The sequence below is a fragment of the Mesorhizobium sp. f-mel genome (genome assembly GCF_053850215.1).
Window position 1 is genome coordinate 56,689 of sequence record NZ_JBSPTO010000028.1, and the last position, 26,369, is coordinate 83,057.

28 protein-coding genes are annotated in these 26,369 nt (G+C 63.1%); 13 read left to right on the forward strand and 15 right to left on the reverse strand.

Annotated elements, in window-relative coordinates; all coding sequences use genetic code 11:
• The first annotated feature begins 183 nt into the window (after nt 1-183).
• Nucleotides 184-1,356 (forward strand): glycosyltransferase, encoded by a 1,173-nt coding sequence (locus ACWUKX_RS25565; RefSeq protein ID WP_456009583.1) that lies wholly within the window; start codon nt 184-186, stop codon nt 1,354-1,356.
• A 2-nt stretch (nt 1,357-1,358) separates the two neighbouring features.
• On the forward strand, nt 1,359-2,528 hold the full coding sequence (gene glf / locus ACWUKX_RS25570) for a UDP-galactopyranose mutase (RefSeq protein ID WP_051695093.1): 1,170 nt from the start codon (nt 1,359-1,361) through the stop codon (nt 2,526-2,528).
• Nucleotides 2,529-2,552: 24 nt separating this feature from the next.
• Here glf and ACWUKX_RS25575 read toward each other — a convergent pair whose 3' ends face one another.
• From ACWUKX_RS25575 to ACWUKX_RS25585, 3 genes are all read right to left on the reverse strand, one after another.
• A complete protein-coding gene (locus ACWUKX_RS25575; protein WP_456009585.1) occupies nt 2,553-3,701 on the reverse strand; it encodes a beta-glucosidase in 1,149 nt (382 codons plus the stop codon).
• A gap of 583 nt (nt 3,702-4,284) precedes the next feature.
• Entirely contained in the window at nt 4,285-6,276 is a 1,992-nt protein-coding gene (locus ACWUKX_RS25580; protein ID WP_456009586.1) for an AI-2E family transporter, read from the reverse strand.
• Nucleotides 6,277-6,481: 205 nt separating this feature from the next.
• On the reverse strand, nt 6,482-7,414 hold the full coding sequence (locus ACWUKX_RS25585) for a hypothetical protein (RefSeq protein WP_456009587.1): 933 nt from the start codon (nt 7,412-7,414) through the stop codon (nt 6,482-6,484).
• Between the two features lie 320 nt (nt 7,415-7,734).
• On the opposite strand from ACWUKX_RS25585, the gene ACWUKX_RS25590 reads away from it, so the two are divergent.
• Together ACWUKX_RS25590 and ACWUKX_RS25595 are read left to right on the forward strand one after the other, a co-directional pair.
• Nucleotides 7,735-7,998 carry a hypothetical protein gene (locus ACWUKX_RS25590; protein ID WP_456009588.1) on the forward strand — a complete coding sequence of 88 codons (264 nt, stop codon included), beginning with the start codon at nt 7,735-7,737 and terminating at the stop codon, nt 7,996-7,998.
• A gap of 171 nt (nt 7,999-8,169) precedes the next feature.
• Entirely contained in the window at nt 8,170-8,400 is a 231-nt protein-coding gene (locus tag ACWUKX_RS25595) for a hypothetical protein (protein ID WP_352963491.1), read from the forward strand.
• Nucleotides 8,401-8,550: 150 nt separating this feature from the next.
• Here ACWUKX_RS25595 and ACWUKX_RS25600 read toward each other — a convergent pair whose 3' ends face one another.
• Entirely contained in the window at nt 8,551-8,904 is a 354-nt protein-coding gene (locus ACWUKX_RS25600) for a cupin domain-containing protein (protein WP_065008649.1), read from the reverse strand.
• 353 nt (nt 8,905-9,257) lie between these two features.
• On the opposite strand from ACWUKX_RS25600, the gene ACWUKX_RS25605 reads away from it, so the two are divergent.
• A complete protein-coding gene (locus ACWUKX_RS25605) occupies nt 9,258-9,620 on the forward strand; it encodes an SPW repeat protein (RefSeq protein ID WP_455839560.1) in 363 nt (120 codons plus the stop codon).
• Between the two features lie 306 nt (nt 9,621-9,926).
• Nucleotides 9,927-11,891, forward strand: coding sequence for an acyltransferase family protein (locus ACWUKX_RS25610; RefSeq protein WP_456009589.1), 1,965 nt, complete (start codon nt 9,927-9,929; stop codon nt 11,889-11,891).
• Nucleotides 11,892-11,921: 30 nt separating this feature from the next.
• Here ACWUKX_RS25610 and ACWUKX_RS25615 read toward each other — a convergent pair whose 3' ends face one another.
• From ACWUKX_RS25615 to msuE, 5 genes are read right to left on the reverse strand one after another with little or no spacing between them, the layout of a single operon-like run.
• Entirely contained in the window at nt 11,922-12,683 is a 762-nt protein-coding gene (locus tag ACWUKX_RS25615; RefSeq protein ID WP_456009590.1) for an ABC transporter ATP-binding protein, read from the reverse strand.
• A gap of 16 nt (nt 12,684-12,699) precedes the next feature.
• Complete coding sequence (locus tag ACWUKX_RS25620) at nt 12,700-13,698, reverse strand: ABC transporter substrate-binding protein (RefSeq protein WP_456009591.1); 999 nt, start codon at nt 13,696-13,698, stop codon at nt 12,700-12,702.
• Between the two features lie 57 nt (nt 13,699-13,755).
• Nucleotides 13,756-14,604 (reverse strand): ABC transporter permease, encoded by an 849-nt coding sequence (locus tag ACWUKX_RS25625; RefSeq protein ID WP_456009592.1) that lies wholly within the window; start codon nt 14,602-14,604, stop codon nt 13,756-13,758.
• Between the two features lie 26 nt (nt 14,605-14,630).
• Nucleotides 14,631-15,995: an LLM class flavin-dependent oxidoreductase gene (locus ACWUKX_RS25630; protein ID WP_456009593.1), complete on the reverse strand. Its 1,365-nt coding sequence runs from the start codon at nt 15,993-15,995 to the stop codon at nt 14,631-14,633.
• Between the two features lie 52 nt (nt 15,996-16,047).
• Nucleotides 16,048-16,599 carry an FMN reductase gene (msuE, locus tag ACWUKX_RS25635; protein ID WP_065008644.1) on the reverse strand — a complete coding sequence of 184 codons (552 nt, stop codon included), beginning with the start codon at nt 16,597-16,599 and terminating at the stop codon, nt 16,048-16,050.
• 234 nt (nt 16,600-16,833) lie between these two features.
• On the opposite strand from msuE, the gene ACWUKX_RS25640 reads away from it, so the two are divergent.
• Both ACWUKX_RS25640 and ACWUKX_RS25645 read left to right on the forward strand, forming a co-directional pair.
• Nucleotides 16,834-17,430 carry a DUF922 domain-containing Zn-dependent protease gene (locus ACWUKX_RS25640; protein ID WP_456009594.1) on the forward strand — a complete coding sequence of 199 codons (597 nt, stop codon included), beginning with the start codon at nt 16,834-16,836 and terminating at the stop codon, nt 17,428-17,430.
• Between the two features lie 315 nt (nt 17,431-17,745).
• Entirely contained in the window at nt 17,746-18,060 is a 315-nt protein-coding gene (locus tag ACWUKX_RS25645) for an endonuclease domain-containing protein (RefSeq protein WP_245316473.1), read from the forward strand.
• A 58-nt stretch (nt 18,061-18,118) separates the two neighbouring features.
• On the opposite strand, the gene epmA is transcribed toward ACWUKX_RS25645, so the two are convergent.
• Nucleotides 18,119-19,162 carry an EF-P lysine aminoacylase EpmA gene (gene epmA / locus ACWUKX_RS25650; protein WP_456009595.1) on the reverse strand — a complete coding sequence of 348 codons (1,044 nt, stop codon included), beginning with the start codon at nt 19,160-19,162 and terminating at the stop codon, nt 18,119-18,121.
• 129 nt (nt 19,163-19,291) lie between these two features.
• On the opposite strand from epmA, the gene efp reads away from it, so the two are divergent.
• Nucleotides 19,292-19,858, forward strand: a complete 567-nt coding sequence (efp, locus tag ACWUKX_RS25655) for an elongation factor P (protein ID WP_029351194.1) — start codon at nt 19,292-19,294, stop codon at nt 19,856-19,858.
• Nucleotides 19,859-20,463: 605 nt separating this feature from the next.
• Here the strand turns inward: efp and ACWUKX_RS25660 are convergent.
• From ACWUKX_RS25660 to ACWUKX_RS25675, 4 genes are all read right to left on the reverse strand, one after another.
• Nucleotides 20,464-20,730 carry a hypothetical protein gene (locus tag ACWUKX_RS25660; RefSeq protein ID WP_456009596.1) on the reverse strand — a complete coding sequence of 89 codons (267 nt, stop codon included), beginning with the start codon at nt 20,728-20,730 and terminating at the stop codon, nt 20,464-20,466.
• Nucleotides 20,731-20,866: 136 nt separating this feature from the next.
• A complete protein-coding gene (locus ACWUKX_RS25665; protein WP_127314722.1) occupies nt 20,867-21,475 on the reverse strand; it encodes a DUF6456 domain-containing protein in 609 nt (202 codons plus the stop codon).
• A gap of 84 nt (nt 21,476-21,559) precedes the next feature.
• Nucleotides 21,560-21,949 (reverse strand): hypothetical protein, encoded by a 390-nt coding sequence (locus ACWUKX_RS25670; RefSeq protein ID WP_456009597.1) that lies wholly within the window; start codon nt 21,947-21,949, stop codon nt 21,560-21,562.
• Between the two features lie 73 nt (nt 21,950-22,022).
• Entirely contained in the window at nt 22,023-22,325 is a 303-nt protein-coding gene (locus tag ACWUKX_RS25675; RefSeq protein ID WP_456009598.1) for a hypothetical protein, read from the reverse strand.
• 82 nt (nt 22,326-22,407) lie between these two features.
• Between ACWUKX_RS25675 and ACWUKX_RS25680 the strand changes: the two genes are divergently transcribed.
• Nucleotides 22,408-23,103, forward strand: coding sequence for an XRE family transcriptional regulator (locus tag ACWUKX_RS25680; protein ID WP_029351184.1), 696 nt, complete (start codon nt 22,408-22,410; stop codon nt 23,101-23,103).
• Between the two features lie 59 nt (nt 23,104-23,162).
• On the opposite strand, the gene ACWUKX_RS25685 is transcribed toward ACWUKX_RS25680, so the two are convergent.
• Nucleotides 23,163-23,465 (reverse strand): hypothetical protein, encoded by a 303-nt coding sequence (locus ACWUKX_RS25685; protein WP_029351182.1) that lies wholly within the window; start codon nt 23,463-23,465, stop codon nt 23,163-23,165.
• 216 nt (nt 23,466-23,681) lie between these two features.
• Here ACWUKX_RS25685 and ACWUKX_RS25690 point away from each other — a divergent pair, with 216 nt between their 5' ends.
• The 3 genes from ACWUKX_RS25690 (at nt 23,682) to dinB (ending at nt 26,169) form a co-directional block, all read left to right on the forward strand.
• Nucleotides 23,682-24,050 carry a hypothetical protein gene (locus ACWUKX_RS25690; RefSeq protein WP_029351180.1) on the forward strand — a complete coding sequence of 123 codons (369 nt, stop codon included), beginning with the start codon at nt 23,682-23,684 and terminating at the stop codon, nt 24,048-24,050.
• Nucleotides 24,051-24,132: 82 nt separating this feature from the next.
• On the forward strand, nt 24,133-24,591 hold the full coding sequence (locus tag ACWUKX_RS25695) for an N-acetyltransferase family protein (RefSeq protein ID WP_456009599.1): 459 nt from the start codon (nt 24,133-24,135) through the stop codon (nt 24,589-24,591).
• 336 nt (nt 24,592-24,927) lie between these two features.
• Nucleotides 24,928-26,169, forward strand: coding sequence for a DNA polymerase IV (dinB, locus tag ACWUKX_RS25700; protein WP_456009600.1), 1,242 nt, complete (start codon nt 24,928-24,930; stop codon nt 26,167-26,169).
• The last annotated feature ends 200 nt before the right edge of the window (nt 26,170-26,369 follow it).

The window sequence follows — 26,369 nt, forward strand, 5'->3', positions numbered from 1 at the left end:
TAGCAGCGCCGCTTCTCTTCAATTGCGCAAGTGGCCGGCTCGGCGGCTACAGCAAATTAAAATCCGTGGAACAACTTACTCAAATGAAAGTTAGATGTACGGATAAAGGATTCATCAGGAGCGTGCTTCGATTAACATATGTTAATCTGGAGAATTACAAAATATCATTCAGAGGAATGTTACATGAAAATAGCGGGTGGCAAAAAAAATAAATCAAATATCCCCATAAAATCGTCTATTCTACTTTGCTTTTCTCACCTCAGGTGGGATTTCGTACACCAACGCCCGCAGCATATTCTGACGCACGCCTCAAAACAGCAGCAGCTAATTTACTTTGAGGAGCCGGTCTACGAGGAAATACGCTATCCTTCGATCCGGGTGAACGATCGATCTGCAATGATCACAATCGTAACCCCGGTTCTTCCGGCCGGCATTTCCGCAACAAAGGCGGACGCCATCCAGCGCAGATTCGTCGACCAAATCGTCACCTCAGCGCCGCATGACCGGCTGACTGTATGGTACTACACGCCGATGGCGCTGCGTTTCAGCGATCATCTCCGCTACGACGTGTGCGTCTACGACTGCATGGATGAACTCTCCGCCTTCAAGAACGCGCCGGCAGAGTTGACGCAGATGGAAAAGGCGCTGTTCCAGCGCGCTGATGTCGTGTTCACGGGCGGGCAGAGTCTGTACGAGGCCAAACGAAGCCTCCACAAGTCGATTTTTCCCTTCCCCAGCAGCATCGACGTTGCGCATTTCCACAAGGCAAGAGAGCCCGGCGATGACCCTGTAGACCAGGCAGACATACCTCACCCGAGAGTGGGCTTCTTCGGCGTGATCGACGAACGGCTCGACGTTGAAATGATCGCACAGGCGGCTGCGGCAATGCCCGAAGTGCATTTCGTCATGCTCGGCCCGGTGGTCAAGATCGACCCGTTAAGCCTGCCGCGCGCAAATAACTTACATTGGCTGGGTGCCAAGTCCTACGCCGACCTGCCTCGCTATCTCAGGCACTGGAGCGCCGGCTGGATGCCCTTCGCGCTCAACGAGGCGACACGCTATATCAGCCCGACCAAAACTCCTGAGTTCCTGGCCGCCGGACTGCCGGTGGTCTCCACAGCGATTGTGGACGTCGTGCGCACCTATGGCGCCGAAGGCCTGGTCGACATTGTTGACGCCGAAGACATCGAAACCAAGCTTCGGTCCCTTCTGTCACGTCCCCGGAATTTCCTGTTGAAGGAAGTCGATGCCTACCTCGCTAACATGTCCTGGGAACGAACGTGGGACGCAATGGCTGCCCATATCCAGCGCGCCTATGCAATGAAAAGCATTGTGCCTTTGCGCCGGGGAGCCTGACCATGTTCGATTGGTTGATTGTCGGCGCCGGCTTCGCTGGCAGCGTGCTCGCCGAACGCATCGCATCGCAACGGCAGGAAAGCGTCCTGCTCATCGACCGGCGAAATCACATCGGCGGCAACGCTTATGACTGTTACGACGAAGCTGGAATTCTGGTCCACCGCTATGGGCCGCATATATTCCACACCAACGCCCAATCGATCATAGACTACCTCTCGCAGTTCACCGAATGGAGGCCTTACGAACATCGCGTACTGTCTTCGGTCGACGGAAAACTGCTGCCGATACCGATCAACCTCGACACGATCAATCGTCTGTACGATCTTGAATTGACGCCCGAGCAGTTGGAGGAGTTCTTCGCATCCCGGCGAGAAACGGTCGAGGAAGTCCGGACAGCTGAAGACGTAGTTGTGAGCACCGTTGGCAGGGAACTCTACGAAAAATTCTTTCGCGGCTATACAAGGAAGCAGTGGGGTGTCGATCCGGCCCAACTAAGCAAGTCCGTGACTGCGCGGGTCCCAACGCGGATCAACCGCGATGATCGCTACTTTGGCGACACTTTCCAGAATATGCCGGCTGGCGGGTATACACGCATGTTCCAGCGCATGCTGGACAACCCAAGGATCAAGATCATGCTGCAGACCGACTATCGCGAAATTCGCGACAAGATTCCCTTTCAGCGGATGATCTACACTGGGCCGGTCGATGAATATTTCGACTGGAGCCTTGGTCGTCTGCCTTATCGGTCACTTCGGTTCGAGCACGTGACACTTGATTGCGAGCAGTTTCAGCCGGTCGCCGTTGTCAACTATCCGCAGACGGAAAACTATACCCGCATTACCGAGTACAAGCATCTGACCGGACAGCAGAGTCCGAAGACCAGCCTGACTTACGAATATCCAACCGATATCGGCGATCCCTATTACCCGGTGCCGCGGGCGGAAAACGAGGCGCTGTACAAACGCTATGAAGCGCTGGCAGCGGCGTGCCCCGAAGTGTGGTTCGTCGGGCGCCTGGCCACGTACCGCTACTACAATATGGATCAGGTTGTCGGTCAGGCTCTGGCGACGTTCGCGCGCATTCAACAGAGCCTGCCGGCAAACGGCACGGTGCAGATGCTTACGCAGCGGACGATGCTCGGCCAACATTCGGAGCAGTTCCCCACCTACTGACGTGGCCCGCCCCTTCTTCGACCGCTACGAAACACCCGCCGCGAACAGTGTGCGCTGGCGCTCCAATTCATTTGCAACCGGCTGGCGAAGACTGCGCGAACCGTCGGCATGAATCGTGGAGAATAAGCCGACTTCCGCGTGGCGCGAATTGTCCCAGCCGGGATACGCAGTCACCGGGTACAGACATATACCCTGAATCGGGGCACCACGGCTCATTGCGTCGCGGATCTCATCGCAAACATAATGGAGCCATGCCGGCCGGCCTGATCCTTCAGCGCCTGTCTCGGCGATGAACATGGGCTTTCTGTAGCGCTCTGCGACTTCGACCAACATGTCGGAAAGCGCCCGATATTCGTGGTGGCCCATCGGTATCGTTGGCCCCTGAAAGTACCACTGGTTGTGCGGATAAAAGTTAAGTCCGATGACGTCGACACAGTCCTCGGCGCCGCCCAATTCGGGCTCGGCACGGCCCGTCAGCATGTCATAGGCTTCAAACTGGCCCTGACGAACATTCTCCGCGCGCCGCTGCTCGGCACGACTACGGTCACGGGGAGCAATATGGATTAGCGGTTCAGCCCATATGAACCGGCAATCAGGTTCGGCATCGCGCATCGCCTTGACGCCCGCAACCGCTGCCCTCACAAGCTGTCGCTTGAACCATCCCCGCTTCTTCGGCCCCACGCGTGGGAAATAGCCGACCTCTATCGCCCATGCGAAAAATGAGATCTCATTGATCGGGCACACCAAGGGAGCTACTCCTGTGATGGAGCGATGGACCCGGACAGCTTCAGCGGCGAAGCGGACATAGGCTTCTGTAAAGTCTGGGGCGCCTTGGTCTACGTGATCTGGTGAGCCATAGTGGAAGATATCCCAGACGACCTGCACCCCCGCCGCGTGAGCCGCTTCGATCATTGAGATCCAACCCGACCAGTCGAAGACGCCTGGCGCAGTTTCAATAAGGTGCCAGCGCAAGCCGTCGCGGATCGTGCGAAGCCCAAGGGCAGCACAGCTGCGATAGTCGCCGAGAGCGTGTTTGTCGTGTGCGGTTGCGCCAATCAAATCGAGGCGCACTCCGTCGCCGCGCCGATGCGAGGAACATTCGAAGCCAGCCATGAAGAAGCTGGCAAACTCGGACGGATATTCGCCCGGCGGACGCACCGGCTCGTCGCTCATGCGTGCGACCCGTCGGCCAAGGCTCGCGCCAGCGCTCCCGCTAGGCGATCGACCATTGCCAGTTCCGACCCCCACCACAATTTCATTCGCGCCGCCATCGCGTCGCCTCTGAGTGGTACGGGTGCAAGCGTCGAATGTTGACCAAGCGAGCGCGAGCGGGGGCGAGTCCAGGTGTTGTCGGTGAGCAGCGGTCGACCTCAGGATGACAGACTGGCGCTCTCAAGCCCAGCCTCGTTGATCGTCGTCGCGCTCCATAGTCCCTCCTAATGGAATCCGAGGAAGGAGAAGATCGCAAGCACGACAACGATAAAGCCGATGAGATGGCGCAATCTCCCCCACATCGCGTACCGAACTTGCCTGCGACCGTGAGGTTCCCCTTCGGTTGAAATATTTCTGGTTGGGAGGGCGACCCGCCAACTTGGCATTTCTGCTCTGTACCTTTGACGCCCCACGTGACTCCAGCCCTCGCCTACGCTTACTGACTGATTTGATTGGAGTGATCGCGGACACCAGGTCGGCGGCAGACGTCAGGAATGGGCCAGACATGATTATGAGCCCACGCCCTCGCCGCCCTGTCCCGCGCTCATTTTGCAGCGGCAAGCGGCGCCTTCTTGGCAGGACGCAACCGGCGGCGCATGCGGCGCTTGGCAGCGATCTTCAGCGCAACCGGCGGATCGCTCGACAACGCGCCGAGAACGGCTTCGACCATGCCATACGCCACAAAATCGGCGTTGATGTCATTGGCCAATTCGACGGCTGTGTTTTTGTCGTCGCCGTCCTCCGACCAGAACACGATCCCCACCCGCAGCGCCCTTTTGACACGTTTCAGCCGACGAACCAGGAAACGGGCATGTTTGACGGAGTCGCGGTTCAGGAATCCGACCACAACGGTGTCGACAGCGTCGAGTTCGAGCCGGCGAATGCTCGCCGGTTCCATGTCGGCAAAGCTCGCCTTCGAGACCGTCGCTCCTTGCACTTCCAGCACCTGCGCCAGCATGGCGGCAGCGGCATCGTCGAGTTCCCCGCGGCCGCCGGCACAAAGCACTGAGATGTCCGTGCCATCCGGGAGTTCGATGTCGTCCTCGCTCATCCCTTGAGCCTGCTTGTCCTCATCTGCTGTGGCAGGCTCGGCCGCCGCCGGATCATCGTCCCCCTCTGCTTCCTCCCGAGCGCTATCGTCGAGGTTCGCCACCAGCGTCTGCGCACTGGCCGCAACCTGTCGTCTTTGCTCATCGCCCATAACACCCCGCACCCGATCCTGTTCGCCGAGCAGAAGTGCGGGAATGGCGACTTTGTCATAGAATTCGAACAGATATCTTTCCTCCAGGATCTCCTCGGCGTGATCTGTGGCTTCCTCTGGATCACCGGCCAACAGCCGTTGGTAGAGCCGAGCATGCGGTTCGAGCACCGGTTCGTTGCCGAACAGAACGTCGAGGAATTCGAACTGCGGCACGTGCCTGCCGAGCACGACGAGACAGACAGTGAGCGGCGTCGACAGAACCAGGCCCAACGGCCCCCAGAGCCAGGTCCAGAAGATAGCCGCAACGATGATGGCCAATGGTGAAAGCCCGGTTCGTGAACCGTAGAGCCACGGTTCGACGACGTTGCCGGTTATCATTTCCATGGCCACGAACAGCCCGGCGGTCCATAGCACGAGCGACCAGCCGGGAGCCACGGCAAGCGCCAGGAACAAAGGCAGCAACGCACCAATGATCGGGCCGATATAGGGAACAAAGCGCAGCGCCAACGCCAGCAAACCCCACAGCAGTGCATTGGGTATGCCGAGAACCCAAAGCCCGAATGCAATCGGTACGGCGTAGACGATGTTCACCACCAATTGCATGAGCAGATATCGGCCGACCCGCTTGCCCGCTTCCTGGAGCGCCTCGGTGGTCCGATGAAGATCGCCGTACCCGACGAGGCGGATGAAACGATCGCGCAGGTCCTCGCGCTCGAGCAGCATGAAGATGACGACGACGATGATCAGGCCGGCCGATGCCAGCGGGCTGATCAGCGGGCCGATCAGGTTCTGGAGAACCTGGAGCGGCCTTTCGCGCGCGATGATCTCGACAGGCACCGGCTCGCGCTCTGGCTCACCTGCGGTAGGCGGTGAGGTTTCCTGCCGGTCGAGTTCCTGACCAATGCGTTCGATCACGCCACTCAGCCTGGCGATGATGCCTCCGCCGACGCCGGTCTCCTTCAGGGATCGGACCTTGGTCAGGATATTCGACTGGTAAAGCGGGATGTTCTGCGCCAGTTCGCTCACCTGCGTGGCGACAATGAAAGAGAACAGCGCGAGGACCGTGAATGCACTCAGCACGCTGGCGATGACGGCCGGGAGACGGGGAAGGCCGACTCGCTTGAGTCCGGAAACTATGGGTGCGAGCGCAAAGGTAAGCAGCAGAGCGATTGCGATCGGCAGGAAAACCTCGCGCCCGAAGTACAGGGCCGCAACCGCCGCCACGACTGTCGCGACGGTGGGCAGTGACATGCGCGGGAGGGTTCTGGCAGAGGAAACAACGCCCATCACCCCGGGCTCGGCGGGGTGCATGCCGTTTCGACGATTGGCCGCCACTTGATACCTCCGCCCTGCCATAGCCATGATCAGGCATATTGAGCCGGCGTGCAACTTTCGCTTCTTCGCGCCGGCGAGTTCGAAGACGCGATCGGCAAGGGCGGCGCTTTGCGGCCCAACTGGACAGCCGGACGGGCGCTTCGGTCGCCGGACAAAACAACTGACGTGGTGATCGGTTCCGCACAGGCAGAAGACGAGGTCAGGCTTAATCCGAATGACGCAGCCAATGACGGTCGAACACGTCGAGGATGCCTCGGAACTCGGCCGGCGGGATCTGGCTAGCACCGCCGTCCTTGCTGTCTCCGGCGAGGAATTGCGCCAGCTGCCGGTCGACCATTTCCGGCTGCTCAATTGCCACGCCGAGCGAAGCCAGATCATCGGCGATCGACCCGTCGGGCGGCAGATATCCGCCCCATCCCTGGGGCGCCCGATTGCGCAAGCGGATCATCATGATCCTGGTCAGGGACGGCTGCGGCTCCGGGCCGATGATGGTGGTGCCGCATAGATAGCCGCCAAGCACGCTTCCGGGCCGCGAGTGCGGAAACAGGCAGAGGAAGAATTGGGCTTCGCCGCTGGTTTCCTTCAGATGCGCATAAAGGCCGCGTTTTGCCGACGTCATCAGCCCACCGAGCAGCAGCTGCCCGGTCGGCAATGCCTCGCGATAGGCGGCAGTCAGGCCGTGCGCCCCCGGCCCGGTCTCTATCGAAAGACTGCCCCTGATCAACTGGCCGCGATAATAGGGCGACAAGGCGCGCGAATAACATGCATAGGTTCCGGCAAGGGCCAATCCAAGGCTTCGCTCTTCATGCCCGGACGCCGTCTCGAACTGCGCGCCGACGCGGCGTTCCAGTTCGGCCCTCTCGACGCCGTGGCGGGCGCAGATCGCCGCCGTGAAGCCTGGCAGGTCGCTCTCTGCGATCCAGGCGCCGGGCTGCTCCAGCTTGAGAAGCTTCGACCAGTCGTCGTAGACGCTGAGCTCGCGCGGCTGGGCGCGGCCCTGCAGCCATTTGTCGGCACGGCCGAGATCGAACGCCGTCTTCGGGTTGACGCCTCGGAACGCCGCCGCCAAATCCTTGCGAGCGACGGTTCCCAGCAGGGCCGCAGTCAACCGTAATTTCTGCGCGATATGCTGTGCCACCCCACCCGCCCCTTTATGCCACCGCGAGGCATAACATGTGCCAGCACTTGCTCCCACCGCATTCATTGCGGGCCGGACTTCTCCTAAAGTCCCATATGCCAGGAAATCCGCAGAATTCCACGCCGTTCCACGCGCCTACCCTTTTCGCCCTGCCGGGCGGCGCTAAGGTCGCGCAGGGCAAGGGCAAGTTATGAAACTCACGCTATCTAGGCTTGAATACCAATCCCCTTCCTCAGTCATTTGAACGACGGCGAAGCCGAGCTCTCGCAACCACCACAAACCAGCGTAGATGCCGCCGCAACAAAGGAAGGAATAATTCGATGTCCCGGACTGCTTCTCCCAAAATCCCCTTCACCGCGGTTGCGGCTGGATCCGCCGCACTGCTGCTGCTGACCTTCGGGCCGGATGGACCGTCGCGTGCTGCTGCCGGCTCGCGCGCGGCAGCGACATATGGCAAGGCGGCTCCTGCGTCGCCGGCCATCGAGCCGACGTGCATTGAAGTCGACGGCGGCGCGCACGTGATACGCTTTTACATCGACGGCAAGCAGGTCGCCCTGCTAGACTCGACCGGCTTCAAGGATTGAACTTACGGTCGGCGCGGCTGCGTAAGCCTATCTCGCGCCGGTTCCTTGCAGCCGCGCTTTTCCACAAGCCATATTCCAGGAATTCCGGAGAATTCCACGCCATTCCACACAGCGGCGGTGTTCGGGCCGGCGGCTGGGGTTAACCTTACGTTAACCTTGAGGGACGCCGTCATGAAACTTGCCCTGTCTGCACTTCTCGCCGTGCTCGCACTTTCCCAAACCGTGGAGGCTAAAACGAAAGTCGTTGCGACAGATGCGAAAGCGGCCACAGCCGAGAAAACCCGGCCGCCGCTCGACAATAAGTCCACCGGCGGGATTAACGCCTCGTCCGGTGCGATGGCGGCGCCGGCCGACAAAAATGCGTCCAGTCCGTATCCGCCGGCGATCTATTTCGATTTCTAGAGTTTCATCCATCCCCTAATGGAGGGACTCCATCCTTTTATTTCGACCGCACCACGCTTGCGGTGGCCGGGATCGACAGGCCCTGGGGATCGACAGGCCCCGGGATCAATAGACGCGGCGCGGCAAGCCGCGATAGGTTCGCCTCCGGCCTCAGCCGACCCTGACGACGAAATGCTTCGTCACCGGCTCGATGATCTTCCACGTTCCCTTGAAATCGGCCTCGACCACGAAGGCATCGCCGGGACCGACTTCGACGGGCGCGCCGCCATCGGGCGTGATGACGATGCGGCCTGATATCATGTGCACGAATTCATAGTCGCTGTAGGTCGCGTGATAGGTGCCGGGAGTAGCCTGCCATGTTCCCGACATGACCTTGCCGTCCTCTGTGGTGTGCTGGACGGCGGTCTTCATGGTTGGGTTGCCGTCGACCACGACCCAGCCCGCGAGATCGCCCGCCTCGGCGTTTTCGACTGCGCCGAATTTGAGGATGGTCTTCTCTGTCATGGTCGGGCTCCGTTTGGAACTGTGCCGGCATTGGCTGCCGGTCAATAGCCGAAGCACCTGACATGAGCAACGCGGGCCCGCCCGCATTATCAGCAGCAATGGCACGGTTTGCCACGTGCCGCTACGCTTGACGTTGCCCTCATCCTCCCGCGCAGCCGAAGCCTCCGGGAACCGGCGCTTCTGAATTGCGCAGGCGGATGGCAGACGCGGCATCGCCGCGGTACGGAACCGACGCCAGGGCCGGCCCTCCGGGGCCACTCCTTGAAAGCCGTCGAAAGTACGATATATCAATGACTAAGCGTGCGTTGCACGCGACGTAGTGCTTTGGTCAAGCTTCATCGGTGGAGGTTGTCATGGCAAACAATCTGATGGAAGGAAAGAAGCCCCAGGATTGGATCAATCTGATCCTTGCGGCATGCCTGTTCATCTCACCTTGGGTCATCGGCTTTGCTGCTGAAACCGCTCCTGCGTGGAACGCCTGGATTGCCGCAGTCGTGCTCGGCGCCCTGGCTCTCGCGGCGCTTTCGGTATTCGCCGAATGGGAAGAGTGGGTGAACCTTGTCGTCGGGCTCTGGCTGATCGCCTCGCCCTGGCTGCTCGGCTTCGTGGCGAACGCCAACGCGATGGCGACCCATGTTGTCCTCGGCGTGCTGGTGGTTGCGGCATCGGCCTGGGCGGTCTGGGACTCTCGTCATCATCCGCCAGCGCATGCGTGATTGGTGACGACCAAGGGGAGGAGCCCGGCGCGCGAGCGGCGAGCTCCTTCTAAGCCTGAGATCGTACGCGGGCCCGCTAGCCGGGCCAATTGTCTTCCTTGTGCTCAAAAAACACCCCGCCGCGCCGGGTGGCATACGGCAGCGTCGCCGCGGCGCCTCCTGGTCTAGCCGCCGACGAGCACCCCCCTGCACTCCGCCAACTCCACTCATGTTGCACTGCGTTAGATTTGTTGCATTGCAATATCGGGACATCGCGTCGAGTCTTCGCAACGGGTGGCTCTTTCAACGACCACACGAGGTTTTGCCGTGTCAGCATCGTTTCGGCCTGATATCGAAGGGCTGCGTGCACTGGCGGTGTCGGGCGTCGTCGCGTTCCATTTCGGTCTGTCGGACCTGCCGGGCGGCTTCACCGGCGTCGACATCTTCTTCGTCATCTCCGGCTATCTGATCACCGGCCAGCTGCTGCGGGAAATGGCCGAGGACGGCAGGCTGAACCTGTGGCGGTTCTACGCAAGGCGCGCCCGGCGCCTGCTGCCGGCCTCGCTGTTCGTCATCTTCGCCACGCTTGTCGCGGGTTACTTCATCCTGTCGCCGGACGAACAGGCGCTCTATTCGAAAGGCGCCATGTTCGCCTCGGCCTATGCGATCAATTTATGGCTGATCCGCTGGTCGTTCGACTATTTCGCCCCCGATGCGGCGAACAACCCCTTCATCCACTTCTGGTCGCTCTCCGTCGAGGAGCAGTTCTACCTCGTATGGCCGGCACTGCTTCTGCTGGCGGCATGGCTGCGCCCGGGCAAGCGCACGGCGATCCTGGTGATCGGCCTCGCCGGCGCGGTGTCGTTCGCCGTCTGCGCCTGGCTCACCACCGTGGCGCAGCCCTGGGCCTTCTATTTCTCGCCGCTCAGGGCCTGGGAATTCGCCGCCGGCGGCCTGGCGACGATGGCGCCGGCAAAATTCTGGCGCGAGCGCCCGCAACTGGGCGCAGCACTGGCATGGCTTGGCCTGGCGCTGATCGCCGGGGCCTATCTGACCTTCAGTGAACAGGCCACCCCCTTCCCCGGCGTCGCGGCGGTGGTGCCGGTGGCCGGCACCGTGCTGCTGCTGCTCAGCGGCTCCGGCAATGTCCAAAGTGGGCCTAGCGCCATGCTGGCGCTGCCGCCCTTGCAATGGGTGGGGAAACTTTCCTACTCGCTTTATCTCTGGCACTGGCCGGTCATCGCCTATGCGACGATGATGGTTCCCGACCTCTCCTGGCCCGGGCGGCTTGCCTGCGCAGCATTGACGCTGGCGCTGTCGATCTTCACCTATAGTTTCATCGAGAACCCGATCCGCCGCAACGTCTGGCTGATGGCGAACGCGGCGCGTGCGCTTATTCCCGCCGCAATGCTGACCGGCGCCGGCGTGGTGGCAACTTACGCCAATGCGCGCCTTGCCGTGCACGATCTCGACCCCTCACAACGCATCATTGCCGAAACTGCCGCACAGCCCTCCACCGCGCGCGCCAAGGACGGCTGCGTTCTCGACTACGAAACCGTCACGCCGAAGCCCTGCGTGTTCGGCGCCAAGAATGCCGAGCACTCGATCGCGCTGTTCGGCGATTCGCATGCCGACCACTGGTCGACGCCGCTGATCGAGGCGGCGAAGAAGAACAACTACAAGGTCGTCACCTGGCTCAAATCCGCCTGCCGGGCGTCGCGGCTGACGGTCTGGAGCTCGAAGCTGAAGCGCGACTACACCGAGTGCGATCGATGGCGCGAGCAATCGATCAAGGAGATCATCGCCCTGCGCCCGAGCCTGGTGGTGATCTCGGAAATCTCGCTGACGAGCTCGCGCAAATTGTCGCCCGACGTGAAGGTATCCGAAAGCCAGGACCGGGACTGGCAGGCCGGCCTGCGTGCAACGCTGGAAGCGTTCAGCCAGGCCGGGCTGAAAGTCGCCTTCATCCGCGATGTCCCGTTCAACGGCATGTTCGCCGACACGTGCGTGGCCCGCGCGCTGTGGCGGGGACAGACGCCGTCGGTATGTGATGCGCCGCGAACCGACGCCGCCAACGACGCCGTGGCCGCGGTGGAGCGCGACATCGTGCGCACTGTCCCCAACGCGACCTATATCGACATGACCGACCGGTTCTGCGACGCCAAGACCTGCCATGTCTTCATCGACGGCAAGCTGGCCTACCGCGATCGCCACCACTTGGCGACGCCCTTTGCGCAAACGCTGGAGCCGCCCGTCGAGCGCGCGCTGTTTTCGTCGGGGGCGGCGAAATAAGGCAGCGCAAGACGCGCCTGTCACCGCGTCTCAGTGCAAGCCAAACTCGCGCAGCAGTTCTTCGCGATAGCGCACGAACCGGCCTTCGCTGCGATCGCGGGGGCGCGGCAGTTCAACCTCGACCAGCCGCGCTGTGCCGCCCTTCTCCCTGGGCAGGATCAGCACCCTGTCCGCGAGATAGATCGCTTCTTCCAGATCATGGGTGACCATGACCATGGTGACGTTCTCCTCCCTCCAGATGCGCGCCAGTTCCTCTTGCATGCCGATCTTGGTCATGGCGTCGAGCGCGCCCAGCGGCTCATCGAGCAGCAGGATTTCAGGCTGCACGGTCAAGGCCCGGGCGATGCCGACGCGCTGCGCCATGCCGCCCGAAAGCTGCCTGGGATAGGCATCGCTGAATTCGGCCAGACCAACGAGCTCGGTATAGAAGCGGGCCTTGTCCTCGGCCTCCGCCTTGGGCACGCCCCGCACTTCGAGGCCAAAGGCGACGTTGCCGAGCACCGTCAGCCAGGGCAGCAGGCGCGGTTCCTGGAAAATCACCGCGCGTTCAGCGCCGACGCCATGGACCGGCTTGCCGTCGATCGCGACACCGCCACTGTCGGAGGCCTCCAGCCCGGCAAGAATGCGCAGCAGCGTGGTCTTGCCCGATCCGCTGGCGCCGACAATGACGAGACATTCGCCGGAGCGGATATCGAGGTTGAGAGCCCTCAGCACGGCAAGCGGACGCCCGCCGAGGCTGAAGGATTTGGACAGGTCGCGGATCGTGACCTCGCCGCCGCTTGTGGTGGCCATGGCGCCCGTCTCCCGGTCAGTTGGTTTTCGTTTCGCCGCGCCGGTAAAGGATATCAGCGGCTTTCAGCTTGCCCTTGGGCAGGCGGCCGTCGCGCTCGAGCACGCTGACCCAGAAGTCGATGTCGCGGTCGTCAGCCTTGGCCCCTTCGCGCAGGCCGAAGCCGGTCCAGTAGCGTGCCAGCTCGCCATTTTCGCCGCGCTTGTCGAGGATGTCCGCGAGCACCTTGCGCGCCTCGTCCGGGTTCTGGCGCGACCAGTCGGCGGCGCGGGCCGACTGTTCGATGAAATTGCGGGCGCCCTCCGGATGCGCCGTGATGAAGTCGCGCCGCAGGACGATGAAGCCGCCGGCCAGTTCGCCCAGGACGTCGGTGTCGTTGAACACTCCGCGCACGCCGCCCTTGTCCACCAAGGCGCCGGCAAACGTCGCCTGCCAATAGCCCAGTGCTGCGATATCGACTTGGCGCGACCGCAGCGTCTGTTCAAGCTGCGGCCCGGGCACCACGACGAGCTTGGCCGCATCCGGCGGCAGGCCGACCCCGTGCAGCGCCTCGCGCACGGTGTAGTCGAGATGGGCGCCGAGCGTGTTGACCGCAATGGTCTTGCCGGCGACGTCGGCAATCGATTTGATCGGACTGTCTTCCAGCACGTAGAAGACGCTGTGCACTTGCCTGTTGATGCCGTTGCTTGGATAGGCGGCGACGAAGTCGTTGCCTCCGGAGATCGAATTGATCACCGCAGCGGTTGCGGCCGAGCCGAGATCGACGCTGCTGGAGGCGAGCGCAAACAGCGATTCCGGGCCGCCGCCCGAGTAGCCGACATTCTCCAGCTTGACGCCGAGGTCGTTGAAATAGCCGAGCTCGTCCGCCAGCTCATGCGGCGAGATGCTGCCGCGGCTGGCGAGGTAGCGAAACGTGACCGGCGCAGCTTGCGCAGCGGCAAAGCGAGGCAGGCCGGTGGCGATGACGCCGGCGGCAAAGGGAGCGCCCGCAAGCAGGGAACGGCGAGTAATCGGCATGGTCCGGTCTTTCCTGTTGGAGGATGGTGCCTGTTGGAGAGGATGGTGAAAGGCTGGTCAGTCGATGGGATTGCTCCAGCGGCAGAGCCGCCGCTGCAGGCTGACCAGCGCCTGGTTGGCGATCAGGCCGAGGCCGGCGAGGATGACGATCGCCGCAAACATCAGCGGGATCTGGAAGTTGTACTGCGCGTTCATCACCTGGAAGCCGATGCCCTTGTTGGCGCCGATCATTTCGGAGGCGATCAGCAGCAAGAGCGCCGTGGTCGCACTCAGCCTCAAGCCCACGAAGATCGACGGGACGGCCCCCGGAAGCACGACCCGGCGAAACGCGGTGAGCCGCGCGGCGCCATAGACCCGGGCCATTTCGAGCAGTTTCGGATCGACTTGCTTGACGCCGCTGATGGTGTTGAGCAGCAGCGGAAACAGCGTCGCCCAGAAGATCACGAAGACCTTTGAGGCCTCCCCCAGCCCGAGCAGCAGGATGAACACCGGGTAGAGGGCCAGCGCAGAAGTCTGTCGAAAAACCTGCAGGATCGGATCAAGCGCGGTTTCGACGGCGCGCACCTGGCCCATGAACAGACCGAGCGGGATGGCAACCGCCACCGCCGCTGCGAAGGCGAGGCCGGCGCGCTGCAGGCTGATGGCGATGTCGCCGAGCAAGGTGCCGCCGGCCAGACCATTCCACAATGCGGAGACGATCGTGTCGATCGGCGGCAGCACCGCGGCGTTGACCCATCCCGCGCTGCTCGAGACCTGCCAGATCGCGAGGAAGGCGATCAGGATGCCGTAACGGGACAGGAAGCGGACGACAGCCCGGTTGGCCAGGCGCGGAAGATCGGCGCCGAGGCTAGTTCTGCCGTCATGTGCGGCGATCGTGACCGGCCGCTCGATGTGTTGCAAACTCATCGTCTTGCCCTTTGCTCTAAGAAAATCTACTCGGCGGCCAGGACCTTCGAGCGGGCGGCGGTCCACGGATTTTCCGGCCGCCTGAGGCCGAGATTCTCGCGCAGCGTCCTGCCTGCATAGGCGGTGCGGAACAGGCCGCGGCGCTGCAATTCGGGGATCACCAGGTCGACGAAATCGTCGAGCGCGCCGGGCAGCCAGGGCGGCAGGATGTTGAAGCCGTCGGCGGCGTCATTGCCGAACCATTCCTCCAGCTGATCGGCGACCTGCACCGCGCTGCCGATGACAGTGTAGTGGCCGCGGGCCGTCGCCACCCACTGGTAGAGCTGGCGGATGGTGAAGTTGTGCTCGTCGGCAATCTGGCGGATCAGCGCCTGGCGGCTCTTCATGCCTTCGGTTTCCTTGCTCGGCGGCAGCGGTCCGTCAAGCGGATAACCCCTGATGTCGAGCGTCTGGCCGGCCAACCCGTTGAGCAGGGCCACGCCATCCTCGGGCAGGATCAGATCGTTCAGCTGCTGGTATTTGGCGCGGGCTTCCTCTTCGGTGCGGCCGACGAAGGGTGCCACGCCCGGCATGATCAGCACCTGTCCGGGATCGCGGCCGGCAGCCTTCACGCGCGCCTTGAGGTCGCGGTAGAATTCTTGCGCCGAGGCTAGATTCTGATGGGCGGTGAAGATGACTTCAGCCGATTGGGCGGCGAGCTTGCGGCCGTCCTCCGACTGCCCGGCCTGCACCACCACCGGGTGGCCCTGCACCGGGCGCGGCACATTGAGCGGACCTTTGACGCTGAAATGCGGGCCCTTGTGGTCGATGTCGTGAAGCTTGTTCTTATCGTAGAAGCGCCCCGACTTCTTGTCGCGGATGAAGGCATCATCTTCCCAGCTATCCCACAGCGCCTTGACCGTCTCGACATGCTCATGCGCGCGGGCATAGCGCTCGGCGTGGGCAGGCTGCGTCTCGCGATTGAAATTACGCGCGGTTTCGTCGCCCGCCGAGGTCACGACATTCCAGCCGGCCCGGCCATTCGACAGAAGATCGAGCGAGGCGAACTTGCGGGCGAGCGTATACGGCTCCTCATAGGTGGTGGAGGCGGTGGCGATGAAGCCCAGATGTGTGGTGAGCGGCGCCAATGCGGCAAACAGCGTCACCGGCTCGAACCCGGCGATCTTTGCATTGCCGCCTTCGCGGGCGCCGAGGCCGACGGTCAGATTGTCGGCGAGGAAATAGGCATCGAACAGGCCGCGCTCGGCGGTAAGCGCGAGCTGCCTGTGGAACTCGAAATTCGTCGCGCCGTCCGCCGGCGCGTCAGGGTGGCGCCAGGCTGCGATATGCTGTCCGCCACCGGGCAGGAAAGCACCAAGCTTGATCTGCCTGGACTTGCTGGGTCTGGTCATTGCGGGTTCCTTCTGACTGTGCGGAAAGGGATTGAGGGTCACTGGCGGGTGTTCAAGCGGCAAGACCGACGCTGCGTGGCACCGCCCGGCAAGCTTCGGCGACCGCTTGCCTGGCGCGAGCATGGATGGCTTCGGACACCAGCACGCCGTTGGCGAAGTCCTTGTCGGAGGCGTAAATCGCGGTCGGCAGGGTCAGCGCCTCGAAGAAGCCGAACAGCGGCCGCAGCTGATGTTCGACCACCAGCGAATGACGATCGCCGCCGCCGGTCGCAGCAAGGATGACCGGCTTTCCCCTCAGGGATGACGGGTCGAGCAGGTCGAAGAAATGCTTGAACAGCCCGGTGTAGCTGCCTTTGAAGGTCGGCGAGCCAACCACCAGGACATCGGCCCCCAGCAATCGCTCGACGATGTTTCTGGCCAACGGATCCAGATCGCCAATGCGCTTTGCCAGCGGGAAGGACTGACCGAGATCCTCTAGGTCGAAAACGGTCGAGGCTGCACCGGTGCTGCTCGCCACCTCCGCGACGATGTGGCTGATAAACGCCTTGGTCTTCGACGGACGGGTCAGGTTGCCTGACAGCCCCACCACCAGCTTTTTCGACATTTGGGCTCCTCGCAAAGCGCTTGTGTGGCTTAACTCTAGTAAGTTTATAGAGATTAGTGAGAAAGAAGATTTCAAAACGGGCCCGCCAAGCGGATTGAGTTTGCGGCGCATCGCCGTCGATTGGTTCTTTCGACGCGAATGCGAACGCCGAGTTTGGCAAGGGCGCCTTGACCGCATTCCTGCCACGCGTTGATGATCTCAAGCGCACCAAAGCCATCGGCCCGGGGGATTCGCATGAAAACAGTCGTTCTGAAGTCTCTGCTCCTGGCCTGTTTGCTGGCATCGCCGGCGCAGGCGGGATGGAAGCCGGTCGAGAAGGTCGAGACCTACGCCGTTTCAGGGCAGACGGGTCCCCAGCTCCATGCCTCGATGGGAGAGCGGGGGCCGATGATCGGCAAAAGCAAGGTCCGCGCCATGGCCTACACCAATTTCAAGCTGACCTGGGTCAGGGACTATCAGCGACGAGGCAATGCCTGCGTGCTGGTATCGGCGCGGCCGAAGCTCATCATAACCTACACCTTGCCCAAAACTTCCGGGCCGGTACCGGCCGCCGTGCAGAAAAGTTGGGACGTTTTTGCCGCCGGCCTCGCCGCCCACGAAAAGGTGCATGGCGACATCATCGTCGATATGGCCCGCAAGATCGAGACGGCCACCATCGGCCTGTCCGTCCCCGACGATCCCGGGTGCGAAAAGATCAGGACCGAAATGACCAGGCGGCTCGCCGAACTCTCCCAGGCACAGCGGCAGGCAAGCCGCGATTTCGACCGGGTAGAATTCGCCCCGCGCGGCAATCTGCAGCAGCTCATCGTCGCTTTGCTAATGGGGCGGTAGGAAATGTGAAGTCCCACCGGGAGGAGAAGCAGTGAGGATGGAGCTCGAAATCAAGGCAAGGTTGGCGGGACAGCGCCCCCTCTGTCCTGCCGGACATCTCCCCACTTGGTGGGAGATCGGCCGTCATCTTTGATTTCGCCAATCGCCAACCTCGTAAAAGAGGCGCTGTTGGCGGAACTGCCAATCTCCCGACTTGTGGGGGAGATGTCCGGCAGGACAGAGGGGCGCGCCGTAGAGCGCCAATCTCAAAAGCAACCGAGCACTGACAATGCCTCACACGCGGTTGCCCCACGAAATCGCGCCAATGCCAAGTCGATGCGCAAAGTCATGACCGACGCCGAATTGAAGCTCTGGAATGAGCTTCGCGCGCAGCAGCTGATGGGGCTCGGGTTCCGGAGACAATTTCCGATCGCTGGTTACATCGTCGACTTTGCTTGCCCGGAAAAGGAAATTGTCGTCGAAGTCGATGGTTCGCAGCATGCCGATGCCAATGAAGGCGATGAGGCGAGGACAAAGCGTCTGGAACAAGACGGCTGGACCATCCTGCGCTTCTGGAACGATGACGTCATTCGTGACATTGACAACGTCTGCCAGCATATCGTCATCGAGGCCGGGCTGGACAGGCGCTGATCTTTTCCCTTGGCATAGCGGCAGAGTCCGCCTCAGCCAACTCGCTACCGCGCTCCCCTCACCCCGCCACCGGCGTCCACATCACATCCTCAACCCGCATCGCCCCAGTTGCCAGCATCACCAGCCGGTCGAAGCCGAGTGCGGCGCCGCTTGCCTGCGGCATGATGGCGAGTGCGGAGAGGAAATCCTCGTCGATCGGATAACGTTCGCCATAGACGCGCTCCTTCTCGTCCATCTCGAGGATGAAGCGCCGGCGCTGCTCGACGGCGTCGGTCAGCTCGCCGAAGGCGTTGGCCAGCTCGACGCCGCAGCAATAGAGCTCGAAGCGCTCGGCGACCCGCGGGTCATCCGCGCTCGGCCGGGCGAGCGCTGCCTCCGAAATCGGATAGCCGTAAAGAATGGTGGCGCGCCCCCGCCCCAGCATCGGCTCGATTTTTTCCACCATTACCCGGCTGAACAGATCGGCCCAATTGTCGTCCGGTGCGGTGCGTAGGCCCGCCTTGACCAGAGCTGCGCGCAGCGCTTCGCGATCGGTGCTGCCGTCAGCGGCTACCGTGGCCAGCAGGTCGATGCCGGCATGGCGCGCAAAAGCCTCGGCAACGCTCAACCGTTCCGGCTCGGCGAACGGATCGGCCTCGCGGCCGCGAAAGGCGAAACGTTTTGTGCCGGCGCGCTCGGCGGCCAGCGCGACAAGCCCGGCGCAATCCTCCATCAGGCGCTCATAGGTTTCATCTGCCCGGTACCATTCGAGCATTGTGAAGGACGGGTGGTGCAACGGGCCGCGCTCGCGGTTGCGATAGACGGCGCTCAGGCTGAAGATGCGCTTCTCGCCGGCGGTGAGCAGCTTCTTGCAGGCGAATTCCGGCGATGTGTGCAAATAGAGCGGCAGGTGCTGCCCGTCCGGCCCGATCGCCTCGGTGGCGAAGGCCGACAGATGCGCCTCGTTGCCGGGCGAGACCTGCAGCGCCGCCGTCTCCACCTCGACGAAGTCGCGGCGGGCAAACCAGTCGCGCAGGGCCGCAGTGATGGCATTGCGCAGGATCAGCCGCGGCCGCCGGTCGGCGTGAACATCAGGCGTCCACCAAGGCGAGGCGGCGGTCATGACCGGCGGATTTGCATGGAGGACTGGCGATTGTCGCCAAGATGCGCTAGGCCGCACCGAACGGCTCCCGCAGCCGATGTGCGCCAGTCGGCGCTCCCAGGCCAGTCAACACTCTTAGGAATGAAGCCCGTGAAGGTCATCGCCAGTTCCCTACGCAAAGGCAATGTCGTCGAAAAGGACGGCAAGCTCTATGTGATCCTCTTTGCCGAAAACATCCATCCCGGCAAGGGCACGCCGGTGACCCAGCTCGACATGCGCCGCATCTCCGATGGGGTGAAAGTCTCAGAGCGCTACCGCACCACCGAGCAGGTCGAGCGCGCCTATGTCGAGGAGCGCGAGCACACCTTCCTCTACCGCGATGGCGAGGGCTTTCATTTCATGAACCCGGAGAGCTACGACCAGGTCGCGGTGTCAGAAAGCGTGGTCGGCGAGATGGCGCCGTATCTCACGGAAGGCATGGCGGTGCAGATCTCGCAGCACAATGGCATCGCCATCTCGCTGGTGTTGCCGCAGCGCGCCACCTTCGAGGTGGTCGAGACCGAGCCGGTGACCAAGGGCCAGACGGCATCCTCGTCCTACAAGCCGGCGACGCTGTCCAACGGCGTGCGCACGCTGGTTCCGCCGCACATCAGCGCTGGCACCCGCGTGGTGGTCATGACGGCCGACGGCGCGTACGTGGAACGCGCGAAGGATTGAGAGGTTGGGCAATGCGCGTCCAAGATGACGCTGTCGCGATAGGCTCCCGTGATGAAATTTGGCGCCAGGCTGGCGACAGGCGTCGCGTGCTGGAAGCCGACTGGACGCGCGGCGGCTAGTAGCGGGAGCAAATCGCGTACACAGCTGCCAGATATGTGAGTGCAATCGTGACGTAGGAGACCGCGAGTTCGGCCACGATCGAGGAGATTTGAAGCAGCGTCACCTGAAAACCCTTTGTTAACCCTAACTCGCTAATACTCCTTAATCTTGTCTCTTAACAGTCCCCCAAAGTATACGGTGCGTGCTCGCTACGGCGCCTGATCGTCGCAAAATGCTGACGTAGAGGCGCAACCCACGATTGCCCCGTGCCACGATGCGGGCCGGGAAGAGCCTTCTTCACTGGACAGTGTAGCGGGGATTCAGCCAAGGATAAGACCCGCTATCAGAACCGTAAGGATCATCGACAGCGGAACGGCAAGAAGGCAGCACGCCTCCAAAGTGTTGATTTGCCAAGAGTTCATCGGGCGCTTCCCAGTTGGATTCGTATCTAAACGGGCAAACCGGGACGGCAGTTCCACGGAAATGCCTGGCGTCATCCACGCCGCTCATCGTGCCGATCGGCGCCAACCCTCATTCCCGGTCATCCAGCGAGCGCGCGCCAGATGCGTCGCCCAAGCCCGGAATGCCCGTTCCGGCTCCTGGTTCGGATCAATGTGCAGAACGGTGTGGGCGACCTCACGCCAATCGGCCCCGTCCGCCGAAGCATCGAGCAGCCGGATGTAAGTCAGCATGCAGTGCTCGTCATAGGCGGTCAGCACCGAAGACGTCGGCGCCACGTCTGCGAAATGAGGGTCTAGCGGTGGCTTTGGCATTGCGATCTACCAGCAATGGCGCACCGTAACAGGCCGTCGAGAAGCCCGCGCCCTTCGATTGGAGGACGCTGGCGGATCGAGGTTCGCCTCTAGCCTGATCACCCATTGGTTCGGCGCCCCGCCGTCCGTTCGCGCCCTACCCCCGCGGCCGCCGCATCAGCATCATCCCGTAATGCACCGCCAACAAATCCAGCCCGACCTTGAGCAGTTTGGACACAACGTCCCGCGGCTCGCCCGTCTGTTCGGCGAGGCTCTTCACCGTTTCGCCATGGCAGCAGACTTTTTGCACCACGCCCGACACCTCCCAATGCGAAAGCGCCCTGGTGGCGTCGGCATAGGCGCGGCCGGCCGACAGGATGCGGTCGGCAACGCCGCCGCCGATGCGGCCGCCGTCGACGCGCTCGGTCAGCGCCATCGGCTTGACGCCGTCCTGTGCCGAGACGCGAAAATCCTCGCGGTAGCGCATACCCGCCTCGCGCTGCTGGCGCGACAGCGAGGTGATGCCGGTCAGCGGGTCGACGTTGCGCACCCGCACGATGCCGCCGGTCGAGGTGTGGCCGTCATTGGAAACCTCATAGATGCGCCTCGCCTCCAGCGTGCCGGTCGCCAGCCGCTTGCGGCCGAAGGCGTCGTCCTTCAGCGCGAAATCATGACCGACCTCCTTGCGGATGCGCACCTGCTCGGCCTCGCCCTTTGCCAGTTTGGGCGCCTTCGGCGCCTTGACCTTGGCGGTCTTCTTGCTCATGGACAGTCTCCTCGTTTGATTGGCTGCCTTCGCAGAACCTGGTTCCTCGCCCCACGTAGCGGGGCGAGGAACGCAAGACCCAGTTCACGCCGCATCCGCCAGAGCCGTAGGGCGATGGTCGCAGAAGCGCGCCGCGTGATAGGCGCAGTAGCTTTTCAGCGGCCGCGTGCGCAGGCCGCAGCACAGCATGTCCAGTGCCGGCCGGCTGCCGGGCGCGTCGTTCTCGGGATCTTCCTCCAGCGTCAGATCGAGCGGTGCGCGGCAGCGGTTGAACAGGCAGTCGATGAAGCGCATGGCCGCGACGTGCGGCTGGCGCCCGGGGGCAACGGGGCGCGGCGCCGGCAGCTTGAAGGCCTCGCCGTCGGGCCCGTGGATCTCGCGCACGGTCTGGCGCTGCGGCAGCCAGACCGGCGGCGCCAGCCTGGCCGGCGTGCGGGCGATGCTTTGCAATTCTGTGTCGGTATAGGCGGGCATGGTGTTCTTCCATTGAAAGGGTTGCGTAGATGCCGAAGCTGCCCCTCTCCCCGTTCACAGGGGAGAAGGGAGATCACCACCGGCGGCCAAGCTTCGCCTCGGCCGCCTCGCGGGTGGCGCCGGAAACCGCCCTGCCCGTGCGCCGGTCGAAGACAATGACCGTGCCATCCTCGGTGCGGATGCGCGAACGGCCGGCGCGGCACTCGCGTAAGTTCGTGGCCGGAGCCGTGAGGGGAACGGCTCCGGCCGTTCCGGTCGCCTGCGATGACGGCAGGTCGACCGGAGCCGAGGCGCTAGCCTCGGGCTTCGTCCCGGCCGGGGAGGAGGACAGCCGGGACGGATGGGAAAACGAGATGGGGCAACGGGGCTTGTGCATGGCTGTATATAAGCATAACTTACAAAGTTATGCAAGCTACTCTTTCATGGACGAAACCGATTCTTATGTTTCAGATGGCGCCATGGCAAAAACTTCGTTGTCGATCAAGGTCGGGGCGGCGATCCGCAAGGCGCGCAAGCAGCGTGGCCTGGTGATGCGCCACATTGCCGAGCACAACGACACCGATGTCGCCGCCGTCGGCAATTGGGAAACCGGCCGCAACCTGCCAAAAACCGAGAACCTTTTGAAGACCGCCGCCTTCCTGCGCGTCGACCCGGTGGCGCTCGGCAAGGGCGAGGTCGTCTTCCTCGACGACGCCGACAATGTCGCCGACGCCGAGATCGTCACCGACGCCGCCCCTCTGCCCGCCGGCCCGATGGACATCGAGCTTCTGGGTGCTGCGGTTGGCGGCGACGACGGCGACTTCACCTTCAACGGCGAGGTCGCCGGCTACGTCCAGCGCCCGCCCGGCATCGCCCATCTGCGCAAGGTGTTTGCGCTGCATGTGCTCTCCGACTCGATGGTGCCGCGCTACGAGCCCGGCGAGATGCTTTATTGCGGCGGCCGCGACGCCGTGCCAGGCGACCATGTGGTGATCGAGATGTTCCCCGAAGAAAACGAACGCAACGGCAAGGCCTTCATCAAGAAGCTTGTCAAGCGCACCGCTGCCGAGCTGGTCGTCGAGCAGTACAATCCGCCGAAGACGCTGACCTTCAACCGCTACGCGATCAAGGCCGTCTTCCGCGTCATCCCGCTCAAGGAACTGCTGGGGTATTAGGGGTGGCGGGTTCGCGCGCTCCCTTCTCCCCTGTGGGAGAAGGTGGATCGGCGCGCCACTCAAGCCCGCCTGGATCTCTCCAGCGGAACCTCGCGCTCGCTGAGCATCCTCGCCTCGGCGCGGCGCCGCTGCTGCTCGTCGACGAATGCCGCCTGGATCACGACCGCTGCGCCCGGCAGGCCATCGGCGCGGCAGGCCGAGCAAATAAGGCGTCCCGAAAGGGACGCCAGCGGCGTCTGCGCAGTTACCCCGAAGCGCCTGAGCTCAGCGGGCTTCCACCATCTGTTGCGGCCGCAATCGATACACTCGACCGCGATCGAGACAACCTCGGCGATCGTCGCTTCCTTGCCCGGCAATGCCATTGTTCCTGATGCCTCATGTTCCTGTTTTGTTCGCAACATTATGGGTTTTTTCTGAAGAGTCGAGTCGGATCTGCCCAACCCTGCATAAAAGTTTACCTTGCGCATATTTTTGAGTTATGCTTGTATACGATGTACCGATGATTAGTTAGCGCCGTGCACGTACGCATAGGCCGCAAGACCGGGCACCCGTCGCGGCCGCTCAGCCAAGGAAACCAGATGGACGCCCTCTCCGCTCAATTCGCTCGTGATTGCGGCTATACCGGCGACAGCCCGGCCATGCTGGCAGCCTTCGCCGCCATCCGCCTCGACGGCATAGGCAAGGCCCGCCTGGGCCATGACCAGCGCAAGGCGGTGGTCGACCGGCTGAAGCACGGCGAGGCCTTGTTCCTGGCGGCGATCCGCCCGGCGCAGTCGGCCGAGGAGGCGCTCGAGGACGCCGCCCGCTTCATTGCGCTGTTCCGCAACATGCCGCGCTGGCGCCAGGAAAGACGCGGCGCCGATCTCGCCCGCGCCAGGCAGCAGCGGCTCCTGGCGCGCTTCTTCCGCCGCTATGGCCACCGCCTCTGGGCACGGCAGGCCGCGTAAGCCGGAGGTCGTCGACGCCATCGGCCGCGAATGGCTGGACCGCACTTGCCGTCGCCAAGCCCGCGCCGTATGTCGTCCCTCGATGAGCGAAATTGATTTCCGTCGCGCGCAAGCGCCCGATCTGCCGGCGATTGTCGCATTGCTAGCCGACGATGCGCTTGGCGGTGGTCGGGAAGACGCGTCGACGCCGCTCGCCCCCTCCTATCTCGATGCCTTCAGGGCAATCGATGCCGATCCCAACCAGCTGCTGGCGGTGGCCGTCGAAGCCGGGCAAGTGGTTGGAACCCTGCAACTCAGCTTCATTCCGGGCATTTCGAGGAAAGGCGCCTGGCGCGGGCAAATCGAAGGCGTTCGCGTTGCCCGGCACCGCCGGTCCGGCGGCGTCGGCAAACGCATGATAGAATGGGCGGTTGAAGAGTGCCGCTGGCGCAACTGCAGCTTCGTTCAGCTCACGACCGACAAGAGTCGACAAGAGGCGCACGCTTTCTACGAGCGCCTCGGTTTCATCGCCAGCCATCTCGGCTACAAGATGGGGTTGTAGCGCTCGATCGGCTGATTGCCGAGTCGGCGCCGCCCCTCATCCGCCTGCCGGCACCTTCTCCCCGTATGGTGACGGGGCGAAGGGGGCTGTCCGCAACATCGGCACTTCCTGCAACGTTGGTGATTGGCGAAACCATCGACGAGAGTGTCCGTCTCCCGTCCCTACAGGGAGAAGTGCCTAGCGGGGCGATGAGGGGCAGCGCAAACCTGAAGCGATTGCCTTTCACCTGCCGGTCCACGCTCCTTGACAATCCACGTACAATGTTCTCTCTATGTTCCAAACCAAACCACCCTCGAGACAATGCGGCGTTCGAACCTCCGCGGGCGAACGGGCCGGATGGAAGCCAACATCCTCCACGCTGATCTGGACGCCTTCTATGCCTCGGTCGAACAGTTGCTCGACCCGGCCCTGCGCGGCAAGCCGATCGCCGTCGGCGGCGGGGTCGTGCTGGCCGCCTCCTACGAAGCCAAGGCCTTCGGCGTGCGTGGCGGCATGCCGGGGCGGCGGGCGCGGGAACTCTGCCCCGGGCTGATTTTCGTCGGCGGCCATTTCAAGGACTACCAGCGGCTGGGCGACGCGGCCATCAAAGTGCTTGGCGATTTCACGCCGGTGGTCGAGCGGATTTCCATCGACGAGGCCTTCGCAGACGTCACCGGCTGCACCCGTCTGTTCGGGCCGCCGGCCGAGATCGCCACAACCATCCGCCGCCGCGTGCGCGCCGAACTCGGCCTGCCAATCTCGGTCGGCGTGGCGCGCACCAAGCATCTGGCCAAGATCGCCTCGCAAGTGGCCAAGCCCGACGGGCTGGTGGTGGTCGATCCGCGCCACGAGCTCGAGTTCCTGCACGATCTGCCGGTTGAGCTGATGTGGGGCGTCGGTCCGGTCACCAGGGAGCGGCTGGCCGGCATCGGCGTCAACACCATCGGCGAGCTGGCGAAGACCAACGGTGGGTCGCTGGAGCGCCTGCTCGGCCCGGCGGCGGGCGAAAAGCTCAACGCGCTGGCCTGGAACCGCGATCCGCGCAAGCTCGAGACGCAGCGCCGGGCGCGATCGGCCGGCGCGCAGTCGGCGCTCGGCAGGAAACCGGCCGAGGAGGAAGTCTTCGTGCCGACCCTGCTGCATCTGGCCGACAGGGTCGCCACCAGGCTGCGGGCGAAATCGCGGCCCGGCCGTACGGTGACGGTCCGTGTCCGCTTCGCCGATCTGCGCTCGGTGACGCGCTCGATCACGCTCGACCAGCCGATTTCGGCAACCGCGATGCTGGCCGAGATCGCCGAGGCGCTGGTGCGGAAGGTGCTTGTCGATCATCCGCACGAAAAGACCATTTCGCTGCTGGCGATCGCCGTCTCGCATCTGGAGAAGCAACCGGGCCTGCAGCTGGAACTGCCGCTCGGCCTCGATGACGACCGCCGCCGCCCCGGCACAAGGAAGGGCGTGGCGCGCTGGACCGCCGACCGCGCCGTCGATAAGATCCGGGACCGCTTCGGCTGGGAGGCGGTCGGCTATGCCTCGGTCGCGCTCGGACTGTCGCGGTCGATTCCCGATGCCTTTCGCGAGCTGGCCGAAAAAGAGTTGTGAGCCGGTTTGGCCGGACCGATGCGATGCAGAAATTCCACTTCGCGCCCTCTTGAGCCTTCGCCATTGGCGCCGCGCAGGACCACTTGAGCGCAAGCGTCCCAGTCAGCCGAGGCGAATATTCGTCTCGAAGAGGGCTAGAGCGGGATGAGATTTGTAAGAGTCGTGGGATTCCCAAATCATCGCAGTTCTGATTCAACATT

What these genes read in the sequence shown, in the direction of transcription:
- ACWUKX_RS25620 (WP_456009591.1), bottom strand. Translation starts at nt 13,698, where the DNA reads ATGCCGATTACTCGCCGTTCCCTGCTTGCGGGCGCTCCCTTTGCCGCC.
- msuE (WP_065008644.1), bottom strand. Translation starts at nt 16,599, where the DNA reads ATGTCGAAAAAGCTGGTGGTGGGGCTGTCAGGCAACCTGACCCGTCCG.
- ACWUKX_RS25600 (WP_065008649.1), bottom strand. Translation starts at nt 8,904, where the DNA reads ATGACAGAGAAGACCATCCTCAAATTCGGCGCAGTCGAAAACGCCGAG.
- glf (WP_051695093.1), top strand. Translation starts at nt 1,359, where the DNA reads ATGTTCGATTGGTTGATTGTCGGCGCCGGCTTCGCTGGCAGCGTGCTC.
- ACWUKX_RS25680 (WP_029351184.1), top strand. Translation starts at nt 22,408, where the DNA reads ATGGCAAAAACTTCGTTGTCGATCAAGGTCGGGGCGGCGATCCGCAAG.
- ACWUKX_RS25685 (WP_029351182.1), bottom strand. Translation starts at nt 23,465, where the DNA reads ATGGCATTGCCGGGCAAGGAAGCGACGATCGCCGAGGTTGTCTCGATC.
- ACWUKX_RS25695 (WP_456009599.1), top strand. Translation starts at nt 24,133, where the DNA reads ATGAGCGAAATTGATTTCCGTCGCGCGCAAGCGCCCGATCTGCCGGCG.
- ACWUKX_RS25625 (WP_456009592.1), bottom strand. Translation starts at nt 14,604, where the DNA reads ATGAGTTTGCAACACATCGAGCGGCCGGTCACGATCGCCGCACATGAC.
- ACWUKX_RS25565 (WP_456009583.1), top strand. Translation starts at nt 184, where the DNA reads ATGAAAATAGCGGGTGGCAAAAAAAATAAATCAAATATCCCCATAAAA.
- ACWUKX_RS25660 (WP_456009596.1), bottom strand. Translation starts at nt 20,730, where the DNA reads ATGCCAAAGCCACCGCTAGACCCTCATTTCGCAGACGTGGCGCCGACG.
- ACWUKX_RS25590 (WP_456009588.1), top strand. Translation starts at nt 7,735, where the DNA reads ATGTCCCGGACTGCTTCTCCCAAAATCCCCTTCACCGCGGTTGCGGCT.
- ACWUKX_RS25630 (WP_456009593.1), bottom strand. Translation starts at nt 15,995, where the DNA reads ATGACCAGACCCAGCAAGTCCAGGCAGATCAAGCTTGGTGCTTTCCTG.
- ACWUKX_RS25575 (WP_456009585.1), bottom strand. Translation starts at nt 3,701, where the DNA reads ATGAGCGACGAGCCGGTGCGTCCGCCGGGCGAATATCCGTCCGAGTTT.
- ACWUKX_RS25675 (WP_456009598.1), bottom strand. Translation starts at nt 22,325, where the DNA reads ATGCACAAGCCCCGTTGCCCCATCTCGTTTTCCCATCCGTCCCGGCTG.
- dinB (WP_456009600.1), top strand. Translation starts at nt 24,928, where the DNA reads ATGGAAGCCAACATCCTCCACGCTGATCTGGACGCCTTCTATGCCTCG.
- ACWUKX_RS25640 (WP_456009594.1), top strand. Translation starts at nt 16,834, where the DNA reads ATGAAAACAGTCGTTCTGAAGTCTCTGCTCCTGGCCTGTTTGCTGGCA.
- ACWUKX_RS25615 (WP_456009590.1), bottom strand. Translation starts at nt 12,683, where the DNA reads ATGGCCACCACAAGCGGCGGCGAGGTCACGATCCGCGACCTGTCCAAA.
- ACWUKX_RS25670 (WP_456009597.1), bottom strand. Translation starts at nt 21,949, where the DNA reads ATGCCCGCCTATACCGACACAGAATTGCAAAGCATCGCCCGCACGCCG.
- epmA (WP_456009595.1), bottom strand. Translation starts at nt 19,162, where the DNA reads ATGACCGCCGCCTCGCCTTGGTGGACGCCTGATGTTCACGCCGACCGG.
- ACWUKX_RS25605 (WP_455839560.1), top strand. Translation starts at nt 9,258, where the DNA reads ATGGCAAACAATCTGATGGAAGGAAAGAAGCCCCAGGATTGGATCAAT.
- ACWUKX_RS25645 (WP_245316473.1), top strand. Translation starts at nt 17,746, where the DNA reads ATGCGCAAAGTCATGACCGACGCCGAATTGAAGCTCTGGAATGAGCTT.
- ACWUKX_RS25690 (WP_029351180.1), top strand. Translation starts at nt 23,682, where the DNA reads ATGGACGCCCTCTCCGCTCAATTCGCTCGTGATTGCGGCTATACCGGC.
- ACWUKX_RS25665 (WP_127314722.1), bottom strand. Translation starts at nt 21,475, where the DNA reads ATGAGCAAGAAGACCGCCAAGGTCAAGGCGCCGAAGGCGCCCAAACTG.
- ACWUKX_RS25595 (WP_352963491.1), top strand. Translation starts at nt 8,170, where the DNA reads ATGAAACTTGCCCTGTCTGCACTTCTCGCCGTGCTCGCACTTTCCCAA.